Below are 15,974 nucleotides of genomic sequence, written 5' to 3'. Positions count from 1 at the left end.
GGATCTCTTATTTTTCCAGCTCATTAATCAAGTAATGTAATTTGATAAGTGCGTCATTTCTCGCTCTAAAACTCGCAAAAGTCGCTTTTTCTTTGCTGTCAGCAATATGGTTCACAAAAGTAACTACGCGACCATCCTTTTCAATCCACCCTACGAACCATCCATGTTGTAAAGGAAGCTTCTTGCTTTTATCTGCCGTTAATTGTCGACCAGTTCCTGTTTTTCCATACAGTTTCCAACCCCCAGCTAATTCCTGAATATAGAGAATGTCTTTAGTCATAGTAAACGCTTTTTTGCTCACTGGAAGTTTTTTATAGACTATTTTTTGTAGAAACTTATTTTGCTCTGTGGGCGAAATGGCAAGCGAACTTGAAAGCCAAGCATGGGTTAGTCCATTGTCCTGACCTTTATCGCCGGTTACATCTTGGTTGCCGTAGTGAAATGCCGCTACATAATTTTTAAATCGCTTCATACCTAAATGTTGTGTCAATACCTGTGAATACCAAACACAAGAATCTCTTATCCAAGTGCGCGGGTTATGAGGGTATTTCCATACATTGAGATAAAGTTCATATTCTTTCTTATAAGGCCATTCAGGATGAAGGGCATCTTTTAATATTCCTGAATCAAAACCCATAAGACTTAATGCAATTTTAAAGGTCGATTCAGGGGCATAACGCTGATTACACTCATCACCTTCATGTTTTAACACAGTTTGATTTTCATAGGCCAAGAAGCAGGTACCTTGAGCCCAAATCGGACTGCAAAAAAACAACCCCATACATAGGAATACACTATTTTTTTTCATCACAACCTCAAAATTGTTTTAATTAGATTAGGAAATTTTTCTCCTCTCTCAAGAGGAAAAGGTATAGGCAGTCCAGTAGGTTGAGCCTTGGCCCAACCCTCATCTGATCTGCATTAAGCTCACGACTAAACCGAAGTAAAAAACAGTGCTCCATAGAGCCAGCTATCGGCTAGCCCCATACAGACTATTCATCGCGACATTATGAAATACAGGGGCGGCTAATTCCCCGCCCGAGGTCAATGTCTTGCCCTTCATGTTTAAATGACCGTCTTCAATCAGGATTAACATGACATAACGAGGTTTATCAGCTGGCGCATACCCAGCAAATAAAGCAAGATGCTTATTCCCATTCTCGATAACCGTTCCGGTCTTACCTGCCACGGCAACACCAGGAATCACTGCACGTTTCCCTGTACCATTATCGACGGCGTACTTAAGAATATGATTCACTGAATTTGTCGTGGTTTCTGAGATAACAGGTTTATCTCCTCGAGCAAATGGACGTCCTTTGTTCGCAAGAACAGCATAGGATTTTGTTAACGACTCAATGGTGACAGGGATATTCTCACCCAGCGAAGCCATTGCCAGTTGCACCTCGTCATCCTGATTTGCTTGCCACCACGAATTCATATCAAAACCAAATTCAGCAAGTTTTTTTCGGATTATTGGTGCTCCAGTCTCTTGTGACACCTTAATAAGGCAAACATTAATCGACTGTGCAATCGCCTCTGTTAGAGAAGCAGAACCTACATCAGAATTGTAGTTTGCAAATGTTTTACCTTTTAGGGAATAAGGTGAATGACAATCATAGTTTTTGGTTGCGGAACTTGTACCAGAATCGATTGCCGCGGCTGCAATAAAAGGTTTTATTGTCGAGCCAGGTGAAAAAAAACGTGACCTCCAACTGTTTTGCCCCTGCTGATTTGATTCAGCAAATGCAATGATATTGCCCGTATTGGGATCAGCAATAGCAATAACCCCAGATTTTGCGTGATAGCGTTTGACCGCTGCGCTAATTTCTTTCTCTGCGATGTTTTGCATTTTAGGATCTAAATGAGTTGTATCCACACCTTTTACCTTAGGACTGTTTAAGGACCCTACTGCTGAATAAGCCACACACATGGGTGCCAAAATAGATAACCCAACAAATGCAATCCCTAACCACAGCGGCTTAGATGCATTAAATGGATAAGTTGGTAACATTGAAATTCTCCTTATGATGAAAGTACAGTCTTCGTTTTCATTGTTCAAAGCCATGCCCACCGCACATGCAAATTCTTGATTAGATGACTGAGAACTTTGAGATACTGTCTGAATCACTTGGAACAGACAGTGGCCATAGTCATGTGCCGAAATTTTTGGGTGGCCAACCAGTACTTCATCACATGAAAATTCTTGTAATTCATTTAAAGCGTTATGCCATCGAGTAACACCAGGATTTCCAAAGAAGATAATGCGCAAGGTTTCAATAAAATAGGACCATAGGCAATCTCCATTACGATGGTGTTGCCCTTCATGCGCAATCGCAATGCTCACATTTTTGGGAGAAGAGAATAAGGATACGGGCAATACAATATAAGCTTTGTTTAATAAAAACACTGAAAAAGGAATATGGCAGCGAGCAGAGACTTTAATGATCAGTTTTCCAGAGCGTCGATAATGAATTGCTTCATCCAACAATGCGCGTAAGCTACCCAAACCTGATAATAGGTGATAACCACGAAATAAGATAATGAAACCTAATATTAAATAAAACAGCTGGCAATAACTAACATTTTCCAGGGGTAACGCAGCTGCAGATTCGTTGACGCGTTTTGCCGGTTCTTGCTTTAAAATTGGCTGATTCATATATTCTTGCAGCGTATCAAATGAAACAGCGCCAAGGCGCTCCGGCATTTGATTAAAGTTCACACAATGAACAATTAATGGAGAAACCACACAGCTGACTAATAAAAAACGGGCCAGTTTCAGTTTGAAAGAAGGCTGTTTTGCTAACCAACGCCCCCCGATAAAGTATGAGCTGATTAAGAGTAAGCAATGAATACTCAAATAAATTTCTATGAATAACATTATTCCACCCCTTCTTTTTGGGCGTCCGGGGTTAATTGTTTCAGTGCCTCCTCTATGGCTTGCAGGTCATCGTGTTGTAATTTTTTGGCCATCAAGAGTCTTTGGACAAGAGCAACAGGCTCTCCATCAAAAACATTTGCAACAAGATGATCAAGACAGGTATTTTCATAGTCAGATTTTGTAACAATTGGCACAAACACATGGGCATAGGAGTTTTTTTGGCATTCAAGAAACCCTTTTTGTTCAAGCACTTTTACCACCGTCGCCACGGTGGTGTAAGCTAAAGGCCTTTGTTGTGACAGATGCGACACAACCTCTTTAATCGTTACTTTATTAAGACTCCAAATAATATTCATTAATTCAAGCTCTACTTCTGTAAGCAGACGATCATGGGCTGACGATACTTTTTTTACGGACATTTTCCTCTCCAGTAACGAAATAGAGCATTCTCTACTATTTTTTTAGTAGATCCTACTATAAAAATAGTAGGATTGAAATAACCAAACGAAAATTCTTATCCTGAATGTCTATTTAAAGCAGGTTAATCGCACAAGAACGGCGCAACTGGTCTCATTGAACGCGGCTTAGGGTGTGCGGGGACGATAGGTGCTGGGTTAAGACTAAAATTGTTCCATATTGTGGGGGATCTTCAGATAGAAACCGCTCACCTCTGTGAGCGGCTGATATATATGGAGCGTCTAATAACGACTATTTATCTGTTTTTTAAAATGGAGGAATAAGTTTCTTGAGCAATGTTGTGTTCGGTTGCCCCTTCTAATGCATGGTTACCTGTATATTGAGCAATTTTTACTAAAACCTCTTTTTGTGCTTGCTCGACAGTCTTACCACGCTTCGTTTCGAAATCCTGTCTCTGCTCAGAAGACATTCCGGTGGAAAAAAGCCCTTGTCGATAACCTTGACACAATACTAAGGTATTTCTACGAATGGTGGCAAAATCCTGAGCTCCGGGATTTTTAAAGGAAGGTTTGTCTTTAGGATAAAGTTTCCCCCCTAAATTTCCCGCTAAGGCAACTGCATTAATAGGATCAGAAACCAGGGAATCAAAATTCAATGCATTTAATTTATCACCATTCGCCAGACACTGCGCCCCATGATGCAAGGTTTTAACCCAAGATAATCTTGGCAAGAGGATATCTAAACTGTCCTGATTTAAAATTTTTGCTTCAAGCATAAGATTCAACAAATTAAGCAATGCTTTACTCGTTAATTTTGCTTTACAAACAGCAATAATATTCTTTTCATCATGAAGTTTATGTTGTTGTAAAAACTCGATCACTTCAGCAGTATAGGAAGCACATTGTGGTTGTTTCAACATCGCGGCGCGATGGGATAAGTCGACGCATCTTGCATTCGAGAATTGAATCCAAAATTGAGCCAAACCCAAAGCATATTCTGGACTTAAACCAATATATACTTTTGTTGCCTCATTAAAACATTTTGCTTTTTGCAGCATCACAAGAGCTGCCGCAAGCTCGTTGGAAAATTTAGGTATTGCAAATGCAATTTTAAGAAAACCTTCATCTAAACCCTCTTTATGCAGTGTTTTCAACGCCTCCATTAATTGGGCACTTTCATGAGAGTTGTTAAAAATAGTAGGTATGATTAGGGGTAAAAGTTCAGAATTTACTTTCAATTCAATTAATTCTGTTATGGCTTTTTTTACTGCCCCGCCATTGATTTTCCCACTTAGAATGATCCCTAAATAGGGGTGAAGATCCCAACTTGCGTTTTTAAATTGGGTAACGAGTTCTTCAATCAAACAATATTGTCCCAAGGTATAGGAAACGCCTGATTGAAATAAGCTATCCAGGGTTTCCTGATCTGGCGGCAGGATTTTTAATAAAGCATGGAGATAATAATGGTGTTGTATTTTTAAAATATTAATCAGATTAGGTAGAGTAATCAGCGATGGATTTATTGCCAATGTTTCCAGTATTTGGTAAATAATTATCAAATGTTGCTCAGATCCTTTGAGTAGGGGCATTACCTCATCAGTATTTAAATTGTGTTGATTTAATAGATATAAAATATTAATGGTAAAATTAGAGTGTGCAACTAATGCCAACTCTTTAAAGACAGCCATTAATTCTTGTGGACTTTTTATTTTTTCGGCTATAGAAATTATCTTTTTTAAATCGGCGCCTATTGGGTTCTTAGCGATAGATACGATGAAAGGGGCTAAAGCTTTCGCTTCATTGGGGTGTCTTTCCAAAAATACGACATTATCTTCAGTTAATTGTTTTGCAGCGTATAAAGTGTCAAGTGCTTCATATCCTCCTAGTTTGTTAACCAGTCCTTCGAATGTTTTACCGCTTGCGCTCTCTTCAGTTCGTGTATTTTTACCAATTAAAACCAGCGCTAATTTAAGTAACGAGGAAGGAGATAAATCGTCCTCCTCCAAGTCCTCATAAAAACTTCGCAATTCTTTAATATGAGGCTCTTCTTTGATATAGGTTCTTCTATAACCCTTACTGTTATCATAGTTATCTAGGGCTTCTTTTATAGTGATTTTTTTCATTTACTACTCCTATAGTCTATCTAGCTCCTGCCATAAATAGTTACTTCGGGTTTTCGGTAATTTTCACCGTCAGTACTATTACTTTTAGCAACATGAAAATATGTAAAATTTTTTCCTACTTTTAAAAGCCTTCCACATTACCAATAATTTTGACAAACGTCACATATTAAAATTTATTTAATTCTTCAGCCCCAAGATCAGATAAACCTAAGCACCACTAGCTGCCGTATATTCTCTAAAAAAGCCTGTAAGTCGATTAGGTCTATTGGCGTAAAACAATTTAAAGGACTGTCGATCCACGCTATGTAGGATACGATAAAAAACAAGCGCGGAATAAATGGGCCATAATTTTTTGGCTAACATAAATCCTTCAAATAGCTGTTTTTTTGATGCCAAGTCCAGCCAGTTTTCGAAACACGTTTCTTGAAGTTGATGATAGGTTTGATCGAGCTCGTCTAGGCCATGGTGCATGATGGCTTGACGCAGAAAAGGATGTAAGGAAAAAAATGGATGGGTGACAACTATCTCTCCCAAATCAATGAAAGTTAATTTTTTGGTTTTCGGATGAATCAAAATATTGTTCGTGTGAAAATCAGATTGAACTAGAGTTTCAGGAATCTGAAACCGGGATAAAGATTCAATTTCTGATGCGATTTGTGGTCTTAAATCGTGCAAAGTTTGCAGTTCGTTGTCGTTCATACCCTCAGCTTTTAAAAAAGCTATCTGGTTGATTAGATACTCATAGAGTTGGGGTAATTTATCCAATCGCCAATCAGGGACTCTCAGGGCAAATAAAGATTCTAGATGATTTTCTGTCGTTCGCTGCATCGCGGTATATTGCCTAATGGCTTGACGTAATAGAACCGGCTGAAATTCATTTTTTAGATAGTCACGCAGTGATTGCCCAGCATCATGCATCAAAAAACAATGCAGCTCTTCGTTCATTGCGATCACAATCGGTACATTGGCGTGAAATTGAGTGGCCAATAGTTGTGTGATTTTTGGCTCTTGAGCGATTAAGAGTGCCGGCTGTTTTAAATAGACATTGCCTTTTGAAGTTGGAAATCGAATCACATTAGACCAAGGTGTTTCTAATACAATTTCGGGTGAACGAGTTAAGGAATATCCTTTAGAGAGTAGATAATCAGTGGCCCAATTGAGAATCTGTGTATGATTTTTCATTTTTTAACCCATTGAAAAAAAAGTATTTTTATCCCTCTATCTTATTGATCTCTATTAAGTATTCAATTTAAGATAAAGTTCACTAAAAATGTACCTGAAAATGGATTTGAAGATGCAACGATTTAAAATGACTTTGCCCCAGCTGTTCATCGCGGTGATTGCTTTTTTATTCTTTACACTAAGTCATGCAGTTAAACCCGTATGGACTTTCACACCTGATCCTAATTATCCACCAACAGTTTCGGTCACATCAATTGGATCGGCAACGATTAAGTACACGATTACCAATCAATCTCGCCGAACACATACCTTGTCTATGAAGTCCATTACGGGGATTACTCAGGTTACTTCAGCGGGAAATTGTCCTAATCCATTTACATTGCAAGGCCATCAATCCTGTACGCTTAATTTGTTCGTCAATGGGAGCGCATTACAAAATAATATTAAAGAGGGCCCTGTTGTCTGTGAGCAAGGAGGAGTACTGGAGTGCTATCAACCTGCTTTAGCTAACATTTTAAACATTACTCTCATTCCAATCACAACCTATATGATTACACCAAGTGCTGGTGCCAATGGGGCAATTAATCCCAATACCCCACAAACCGTTATTGCAGGAAGCAGTGTGACTTTTACAGCAACCCCTAACACCGGTTATCAAGTGGATGAATGGGTAGTCGACGGCGGTAGCGCCCAAAAAGGGGGAACGACATTTACCTTCGCCAATATTGATGACAATCATACCGTGGAAGTAACTTTTACACGTGTCGGCACAATATATTCAGGAACTGCAAAAGGTTTCGTTTACTTTTCTACTGATAATGGTTTAACTTGGACTGCGACCTCTGTGCCATCGACAGGTAATGCGGTGAATAGTGTCTTTGCAACACCAAGCGCTTTATATGTAGGCAGCGCAGATGGTAAAGTATATTACTCAACCAATAATGGTACTTCCTGGACTGCGACAAATGCACCAGGGACTTCATCAGTAAATAGTGTTTTTGTTACCACTGCTTCCAGAATTTATACCGGAACTCAAGAAGGAAAAGTTTATTATTCAAGTAACAATGGAGTGACATGGACTGCAACCACAACAAATCCAGGTACCGGTCCCATAAACAGCATATTCTTGAGCTCTTCTTCGATTTATGTAGGAAGCAATGATGGGAATGTCTATTATTCAACGGATAATGGAACGAACTGGAATCAAATCCGTGGTCCCGAATCGAGTGTTCCTGTACCAGTGCAAAATGTTTTTGCGGTGAATGGTCAACTTTATGTCAATACACGACAAACTTCAACGAACAGTACTTTACCCCCTGGAACCATCAATTTTGAATATGCCTATTTCGCCAACAGTTTGACGGATCCAAATCCAACTTGGACCCTTTTGTCCCAAATAACGTACACCTTGTTTGTTAATTCGGATGCAAGCTTGATGCACGCCGGGACACAAAACGGTCATGTTTTCTCCTTGACCACTGGCGATGACTTGGGATTTATCACATCCAGCCCAATCACTAGTTTATTTTTCTTCGGGTAACATAGGGAGATCATTATGTTAAAACTTAAAAAAGCAGTAGTTCTTTTATTGTCATTGAATTTTGTCACATCAACTCCCTATGCAAAACCAGAAAATGATTTATTGAGTTTACCCAATCCAGGGTTACATTTACTCAAGCAGGCAACCTGGATAAAACCAGTGCCCTCTGAGAAAAAAATTTCATTTATTGTCTGGTTAAAATTACGGAATAAGGCAGAATTAGATAGGCTTGTTCAAGAGGTTTATGATCCCAATAGCCCCCGTTATCATCAATTTTTAAGTGCAAACCTTTATGAACAAGAGTTTGCACCAAGCAAAGAAGCAGAAAAGACGGTACAACAATTTTTTTCTTCTCAAGGGATGCAAACAAAAGTGGTTAACCACAGCGTGCGTGTCACAGGAACCGTGGCGCAAATTGAGCAAGCTCTTCATGTACAAATGAACTATTATCAATATCAAAACGAAACCATTCATGCAAATACAAACCCTCCCCAACTGAATCGGGAGATTGCTCAATATATTACTGAAATTACTGGCCTTAGTACTATTCCACAATTTCACTCAAACATAGAAAATCTTCAACATGACGCTAAAGAAGTTCATGATTTAAATTTTATCTGGAATTCTTTTGTTCCCTTTGCAATTCCTACAGACATTTCATTGCAAGGCTTTACAGGAGCCAATTTGCAAAAAACTTACAATTTGAAAAACATCCCACGCATTAATGGCAAACGTCTCGATGGAACGGGGCAAACTTTAGTTGTCGTTGATGCATGTGGCACGAATACGCCCCATCAAATTTTACATGATGCCAATAAATATTTTAATGCGAATAATATCAAGCCTTTCGTAACCTCAGGAGCAGCGAAAAATTTTGCGATCATTAATCCGGATGGCACGCCCTTTACAAAATGCCCTAATGCATCCTCTTTTAGTAATGAAATCGCCCTAGACATTGAATCATCCCATACAATAGCACCTGGAGATAATACCGTTTTGGTGTTAGGTAAGGATCAAAAGAGCATATTAACGGATGTGATTCACACGCTGATTAAGAATAAATTTACCATTGCAGGTTTTTCTAATGCTTATGTGATTTCTAATAGTTGGAGTGGCGAAGAAACTTTGGATCCTTCGTTCGAACACACCTTGGAATTAGCCGCGGCGGCGGGAATCAGTGTTAACTTTTCTTCTGGCGATTGTGGTGACAATACCTACATCACCGAAAAAAAATGCACCCCACCCCGCCCTCCCTCACCAACAGTTGATTATCCTTCCAGCTCGGCTTACGTCACTGCAGTTGGGGCGACTGCTTTATTTGTAGATACAAATTACCGTTATGCATTTGAAACAGTCTGGGGATCAGTGAAAAACGATAGTGGGAGCTATGCCTTTGATGGGGGTACCGGTGGGGGCATTAGCCGCTTTTATGGACCAGTGACTTGGCAGAACTCCATTAGCAACTATACGGCTGGTGGTTATGGAGTAATTAATAATTACGGAAAGCATCGTGCGCTACCTGATATCGCCATGTTGGGCGATCCGCAAACAGGTTTACTGATTATTGCCGATGACGTAACCGTGCAGGATGGGGGCACCAGTTTAGCGTGTCCTTTATTTTCGGCAACTTTAATTTTAGTCAATCAAGCACGAAGCCTATTGAATAAAGGAACACCTATAGGCCATGCAGCACCTTATTTGTATCAGATGAATGATGTTTTACTTTCAAATAGAGCAATTAATCTGATTATTCCACCATCGCTTATAATAAGTGGCGCAACCCCGCCACCATCGACAACGATCCAGGGGATTCCTGCTCCCGCATCGGCATTTAGCATTAAGAATAAAACGTTTGGCTGGGATTCAGCGCTTACTCTTGAGCCTGAAGATCAATTTTGGAACGATGGCGTTGGAGTTGGTTCGCCTAATATTCCAAATTTTGTTGTCACCATGGCGAATATGTAACACAAAAGGAAAATCACTTCTCCCCTTGGGGAGAAGTTGCCCATCAGGGCCAATGAGAGTTGAGGATACCCTCAACCCTGCCCCTCTCCCCCGAATGGGAGAGAGGATTCTAAACTTAACAGCAACATGGTGAACTCTTCTTAACCCAGCGACTATGAGCATCTAGGCCTCTAGTGAACTTAGGAGCCAATATTCCATCGATTAATGATGGGTTAATCTAGAATCGCTGACCACTTCTTCTTGAGGTGCAGTTTGTTTTATTGGATTTTTTAGGGAATCTAAGTGAGCTTCAAACGATTGATCAGCCTGACTTAGAAATTCGGATTTTTCGATTTTTGGTCCACCCTGCAACGCATGGGCTTTATGGGTTTGCCAAGCAGTATCGAACTCTTGTTTTTCTCCTGTCTTCGGTGACAAACATTCTGAGTAACATTGGGCAAGCTTATTTACATTAGAGTCTTCTTTTGCGAGATTTTCAGTGGGACGATTGACCCAAGTAACTTGGAAAACCTGAGGTGGCCCGGGTGAATAATGAGTCTGCACATTATCATCATCGACATTTAATCCAAGACCCTTCATGAGACTGAGCATTGCCTCCTTCCCTGCTTCCTCACCCTTGACTGGATGATCTATATTCTTTAAGCCCTCAAAAATGTTTTTTATTCCAGCATGAAAACCGCTATCAACCTCAGTGGCTCTTTGTTTTACCTGATCTTCGATAAATTTCTTTTTCTTTAAAAGGTCTAATGGATTTGGGAATTGCGCATTCGCATCGTCTAATATTTTTTTTGCGGCTTTTTCTCCTTTATCACCGCCAAAAAGATAAGCCATTTGATTGGCGTAATCATCCTCTTGAAATTTATATCCTTGAACCTCACCATTCTGGAGAAACGTATCTTGAAGTAATTTCTTTTTATGTTTAGGCATTACAATTACTCCTCGGTTGAACATAGTTTAAATTATAGTCAGCAGAACACCTTTTACTCAATCCTCAAGTTTTTTTAATTTGACAACTACTATAACTCTCTGATAAATCAACACACTCTGTTAGATTTGCGCGCATTTTATTGGCCTTAAAAAGATGCGTTTTGATGCTATTGTTCAGTTCATTAGTCAGCTTATTTATTGTCACGACCCTTGTGATGAGTTAGAGCAGTGCACGGAACAAATTAAAAAAGTGATTCTACTTGCTCCCTATAGTAAACACCTTAGTAATAGAACTCCAATTCGATTAGAGCCAACAGACTCTTTGAAATATGGGAGGGCTACTTAATTAATTTTATCTGACATGTCAAATTAAAAACTTGAGGACCGAGTATCACTTAATCTAATGCGCATACAGCCATTACTGTGTGCATTGTAAATCAATATGAAAATATAACTTATCCTTTTGGCTCTTAATATTACAGTAATAATTATTCTATATACTAAATTATTATTTAGCTATTACGGAGAACGAAATTGATAAAAAAAACGATTATTCTCTTGGTGCTTTTAGCGTTATCCATCAATTCCTACAGTTACAAATTTGATACTATAACCGTTTTTGGAGATAGCTTGTCAGATAATGGAAATCTATACACCTACATGGCTCATTTTATTCCTAAGTCTCCGCCTTATTATCAAGGACGCTTCAGCAATGGCCCTGTCTGGGTTGAAAATCTTTATCAATACTATTTCCCCAACGGCTCAAGCGATAACTTTCAAGATTTTGCTGTCGGAGGTGCTGGGGCTGTTCTATCTTACAAAGAAAATTTACCTTACACCCTTGATGCGGAAATCAATGATTATCTTTATCTACATCAATACACCAATAAGGATACTACTCTATATATAGTCTGGATTGGCAGTAACAACTACCTTAATGGTCCTACTAATGTAGAAGATATCACTAGTTCTGTCGTTGATGCCATTGGGACTGATATTGAATCCCTGATTAATAACGGAGCGGTAATGGTTTTAATGGTTAATATTCCCGATTTAGGGAAAACACCTGAAGCAGCCCAGAACAATAATCAGGCCTTGTTAAGTGAATTAACCAACAAGCATAATGAAAAACTTTTAGCTAAATACAATCAACTAAAAGAACGATACCCTAATGTGAATATTGCTTATTTTGATGTGTACTCTCTATTTAATCAATTAATCAGTGAGCCAAATCAATTCAATGTCACCAATATCACCCAGCCTTGTTACTCTGGAGGGTTTTCATTAAGAGCGATGGCTAATAATACTGAGCTTTTGGACAACTATTTAAAAACTCAAGCCAAACAACATCATTTAGTGCTGGATGAAAAGAAGAAGCAAGCTATTCTTTCTAACCCCGTTCTAAAAGAAGCTCTGTTAGTGGGGTATCAGGAACAAACCCTACGCCGACTTAATGCAAACTCTAATTCGTGTTCTGGATATCTATTCTGGGATCATGTTCACCCAACAGGGCCCATCCATCAATTAATTGCTCAATTTGCTAAAACTATAATTGATGAAGCAGGATTTCAGGCTATTTCCCAATGATAGCCTGAACGAAATAGAGGGAAGCCATGAAAATGCAATGCCCATTCTGTCGTAAACGGATGAAACCAACGATAGAGATAGATAAAAGACTGGTAACAACTGACCAACAAACCTTTTATTGACAGTCTTTGTGGAAGACAGCTGTTTACGACAGGTGGGCGTTCTCGAAAAACCAGTTTGGCAACGTCCCTGCTCAGCATGGTATTTAGGGCCCTTTAAAGAAGGCATTTTTATGGGTATTAGTAAAAGATATCAGAATGCCTAAAAAAGTAGTTTATTTCTTTATAGGTATTCTATTCCTAGTTATTTATCTTATTTTTATTAGGTCGTGTTGTTAATTGTCAACACACCCTAGTTAGGCGATTTTATACTATCTATTTGTTCTTGCACTTTTTCTAAATTATCTAGAGCGCTGTCTATACCAAAAACCGATGCCTCTATGAGTAATGCAGCATACTCTGCTTTCAGTGATCGATATTCGACATCACCTCTGATTTCAATAACTTCTTCTTTATCAATTCTTCGGGTTCTTCATTTCAATTCGTAAGCATCAATTACCAATAATACTTTACTATGCTGTCTCTTATGCTCTCTACCAGATCCTTTGATAGAGGTTTCTTTATGAGAAATATTCGCTTAATTGCTAATTGCATTATATTCAAACTGTTCATGTATCACATTTTCATTAGCAATCACATCAATGTATATCCCATAGTTTTACAATAACATTTGCTGTAATTTCTTTGCAAAACCTAGCCCCTCACGCACACTCATCACCAAAGTTAACCGCGGCTTGATGTCAGGATTTTTAAATTCTTGATCCACCAATATCTTTGAGAAATATGCGGCAACTTCATCTAATTCATATAGATTTGCATCCTCTGTCCGCTTGTCTAAAACACAATAATCTAATTCCCCGTGTCCATGAGCTGATAAATATATCGTGGAATAGCGAGTGCCCCCTGAGGAAATAACTTAAGATCCTGCAAAGTAGAAAGAGTACTTTTCTCCGGGATTTGTATTAGATCGATCGGTTTATTATGAATACTTAATTTGTCTATGCTTGATGTAACTTGATCTTGAACCAAATTAAAGTAAAACTCGATCCTCAAGTTTGAGTAATGATTTGTATGTTTTAAGAAATTTTAATCTACTTTTTTGCTGCATCAGAATATTTTGCATATAATTTGAATAAATATCAATCGGTATGCAAGTTATGAAATCATTCAAAGAACTTTTTAAAAAACTCTCGTCACAAAAAAAAAGTGAATCAACCTCTAAAGAAGTGAGTTCTCAAGATGAAGCACCGATGAGTAAGCCACTGTTTACACCGCCACCATCTTATGACTTTTTCTCCCATCCAGAAATGAGCGATTTAGCTCAGGTTGGTAAAACAAAAGCATTGGGTTATTTGCCACTGGAGACAATTCGTGGTTCTGGGTTTGAGTCATTTCAAGTTTATCAATTATTGAAAAAAAAGGGGCTAAAAGTTTTTATGATTCCGAATCCTACTCATGAAGAGTTATATGCTTATAATTCCATTAAAAATATATACGTGCATGTTGCAGATAATAAGGAATACAAAGTAATTCCCAAGGGTGGCTTTGCAAGCATTCGTTCAGGAGCCCTTGTAGCGTATGATGAAGAAGCAGTAAATGCTTTTTTAAAAGAAAATGAAGCACTTATCGATGAAGAAAATAAGAAAGAGTCCAATCCTGAAGATCATTGGCCGCTTGTAGCCGATGACTTTGTTAATATGTTGTTTAGAAAAAAAGCTGAATCAGGAAAAATGAATTATTTTGTGAGTCAAGTTTTCCAAGAAATGCCACAACAACCACAACCGAACCCTAATATAAAATAGAAATTGCTCGCGATTGAAATCATCAAGTCCCAACTGTCTTTAGCCGTATCACATCTCCAGAAAGATGTATCAATTAGCACCATAAGTGTAAGTTGGGCCTTGGCCCAACTTGTCCTTGCAAATGCATGATGGCTAATTCAAATCGATTCAGCCATACTTAAAAAAGATACTGCATGCCAAGAGAGACAGTATAATTTTTGTTGGATAAACCGGCTGAATTGCTTTCATAGCCGCGTTCTCCTGTATCGTTATCAATTATTTCAGTATCAGCATGTCCATTAGAATAATGATTGTAGGAAGCTTCAACAAAAATTTTCGCATTTTGTGTTAAAAAGTAGCCTGAATTGAGGGTTGCAGCATAATAGGTGAAGTTATTCCCATGCTCATTGAACGTTAAGTTGCGGGCATAATGCTCATCATGATCGCGCGCTGACACCCAATCGCTAAATTTTAAAAGCGCATTAAACTCAAAATTATTGATGGAATATTTTCCGGCTAGACCCACATAGGGCGTAGTGAATTTTTGTTGGTATCCAATTCCAGGCTGATCGCTAGAAAAACAACCGGTATAGGCCCCATTGTTATATTGGTAACACCCCCCCATTGCCCGCCAACTAAAGGAGTTCCATTGATAACCAGCCGCCAGGCCTAGCTTGTACTCTTGTTTTTGCATCAACCAGGCTCTTAAGCTCAGGTCGAATTCATTCGCGTAATTAAGATGCGTGTTATCATGATGTGACCAGTCAGTCCAGGTTTCCTGATTTGGATTGAACCAATCATAATCATCCATGGCCGCCTTATTTTTTGCCAGAGTTGTCCATCCTCTTCCATTGATGCTCAACCAATTGAGGAAATCATAATTGAATTCCCCATTGATTATTGCCGCATTTTTTATACGCCAATCGAGCTGGCTTAACTTACTCTCTGTATCTGGATAATAAACATATTCGTGGGCCATACCTGACAGAATTCCTACTGAAGTACTTAACGACAAACCATTCAAATGGTACTCATCGGCATAAGTATCGAGCGAAAACGTAAGGGGTAAAGAGGTTAGTGCCAACATAACTATTTTATTTTTCATTTTTTTTCCTAGTTAGGGCCGGCAATCCGTGCAGCAACTGAATTTTCGATAAATCCATCGAATTATTGTGATTCATAATGGCACTGTCAAGAACAGTATAGGGAAAAATTGAGCATCAAAAAGGAGTAATCAAAGCGTTTTTCTGTGTCCCGCGCAACAAACAAGTCCAGACAGGGCTAAAATAGCCCTGTCTACGTTGATAAAATAAAGAGAGTCTCACTGAGTCAATTTGTAGAGAATCTCTCAAATCTTCATCTGCTAATTCAATTGTTCTTTCGCATAAATTTTCATGGCGTCAACTAAAAACATCACTAAATCAGGATGAAATTGATTGTAGAAATTTTTAAACTCCGGATGCTCAAGATACATTTGACCTAGTCCAATATAGCTTTCTCTGTTTGGTGTCCAGAA

General features: G+C 38.7%; 13 protein-coding genes. 4 read left to right on the top strand and 9 right to left on the bottom strand.

The genetic code is table 11. The features are described 5' to 3' along the window. Positions 1-7: 7 nt before the first annotated feature. The 5 genes from blaOXA to OQJ26_RS07600 form a co-directional block, all read right to left on the bottom strand. Positions 8-808 (bottom strand): class D beta-lactamase, encoded by an 801-nt coding sequence (gene blaOXA / locus OQJ26_RS07620; RefSeq protein WP_265703282.1) that lies wholly within the window; start codon positions 806-808, stop codon positions 8-10. A 162-nt stretch (positions 809-970) separates the two neighbouring features. Beyond that, entirely contained in the window at positions 971-2,878 is a 1,908-nt protein-coding gene (locus tag OQJ26_RS07615; RefSeq protein WP_265703281.1) for a M56 family metallopeptidase, read from the bottom strand. Then, positions 2,878-3,297, bottom strand: coding sequence for a BlaI/MecI/CopY family transcriptional regulator (locus OQJ26_RS07610; protein ID WP_265703280.1), 420 nt, complete (start codon positions 3,295-3,297; stop codon positions 2,878-2,880). The genes OQJ26_RS07615 and OQJ26_RS07610 overlap by 1 nt, the downstream gene beginning before the upstream one ends. A 293-nt stretch (positions 3,298-3,590) precedes the next feature. Next, positions 3,591-5,417, bottom strand: a complete 1,827-nt coding sequence (locus OQJ26_RS07605; RefSeq protein WP_265703279.1) for a hypothetical protein — start codon at positions 5,415-5,417, stop codon at positions 3,591-3,593. A gap of 207 nt (positions 5,418-5,624) precedes the next feature. After that, a complete protein-coding gene (locus OQJ26_RS07600; protein ID WP_265703278.1) occupies positions 5,625-6,599 on the bottom strand; it encodes an aminoglycoside phosphotransferase family protein in 975 nt (324 codons plus the stop codon). A 112-nt stretch (positions 6,600-6,711) separates the two neighbouring features. Between OQJ26_RS07600 and OQJ26_RS07595 the strand changes: the two genes are divergently transcribed. Both OQJ26_RS07595 and OQJ26_RS07590 read left to right on the top strand, forming a co-directional pair. Further along, entirely contained in the window at positions 6,712-8,139 is a 1,428-nt protein-coding gene (locus OQJ26_RS07595; protein WP_265703277.1) for an InlB B-repeat-containing protein, read from the top strand. Between the two features lie 15 nt (positions 8,140-8,154). Beyond that, complete coding sequence (locus OQJ26_RS07590; RefSeq protein WP_265703276.1) at positions 8,155-10,104, top strand: S53 family peptidase; 1,950 nt, start codon at positions 8,155-8,157, stop codon at positions 10,102-10,104. A gap of 201 nt (positions 10,105-10,305) precedes the next feature. On the opposite strand, the gene OQJ26_RS07585 is transcribed toward OQJ26_RS07590, so the two are convergent. Continuing rightward, positions 10,306-11,031: a hypothetical protein gene (locus OQJ26_RS07585; protein WP_265703275.1), complete on the bottom strand. Its 726-nt coding sequence runs from the start codon at positions 11,029-11,031 to the stop codon at positions 10,306-10,308. A gap of 534 nt (positions 11,032-11,565) precedes the next feature. On the opposite strand from OQJ26_RS07585, the gene OQJ26_RS07580 reads away from it, so the two are divergent. Next, on the top strand, positions 11,566-12,618 hold the full coding sequence (locus tag OQJ26_RS07580; RefSeq protein ID WP_265703274.1) for an SGNH/GDSL hydrolase family protein: 1,053 nt from the start codon (positions 11,566-11,568) through the stop codon (positions 12,616-12,618). On the opposite strand, the gene OQJ26_RS07575 is transcribed toward OQJ26_RS07580, so the two are convergent. After that, positions 12,600-12,818: a hypothetical protein gene (locus tag OQJ26_RS07575; RefSeq protein WP_265703273.1), complete on the bottom strand. Its 219-nt coding sequence runs from the start codon at positions 12,816-12,818 to the stop codon at positions 12,600-12,602. The genes OQJ26_RS07580 and OQJ26_RS07575 overlap by 19 nt on opposite strands. A gap of 1,016 nt (positions 12,819-13,834) precedes the next feature. Between OQJ26_RS07575 and OQJ26_RS07570 the strand changes: the two genes are divergently transcribed. Further along, positions 13,835-14,479: a hypothetical protein gene (locus OQJ26_RS07570; RefSeq protein ID WP_265703272.1), complete on the top strand. Its 645-nt coding sequence runs from the start codon at positions 13,835-13,837 to the stop codon at positions 14,477-14,479. A gap of 157 nt (positions 14,480-14,636) precedes the next feature. Here the strand turns inward: OQJ26_RS07570 and OQJ26_RS07565 are convergent, their stop codons facing one another. Both OQJ26_RS07565 and OQJ26_RS07560 read right to left on the bottom strand, forming a co-directional pair. Next, on the bottom strand, positions 14,637-15,563 hold the full coding sequence (locus OQJ26_RS07565) for an omptin family outer membrane protease (RefSeq protein WP_265703271.1): 927 nt from the start codon (positions 15,561-15,563) through the stop codon (positions 14,637-14,639). Between the two features lie 258 nt (positions 15,564-15,821). Beyond that, a partial coding sequence (locus tag OQJ26_RS07560; protein WP_265703469.1) for a TipAS antibiotic-recognition domain-containing protein occupies positions 15,822-15,974 on the bottom strand: 153 nt, incomplete at its 5' end.

Origin of the sequence: Legionella sheltonii, from assembly GCF_026191355.1 — a bacterium.
In the GTDB taxonomy this organism is placed as follows: domain Bacteria; phylum Pseudomonadota; class Gammaproteobacteria; order Legionellales; family Legionellaceae; genus Legionella; species Legionella sheltonii.
Note: the sequence above shows the minus strand (reverse complement) of the source record. Positions and strands in the feature narration are given on the sequence as shown.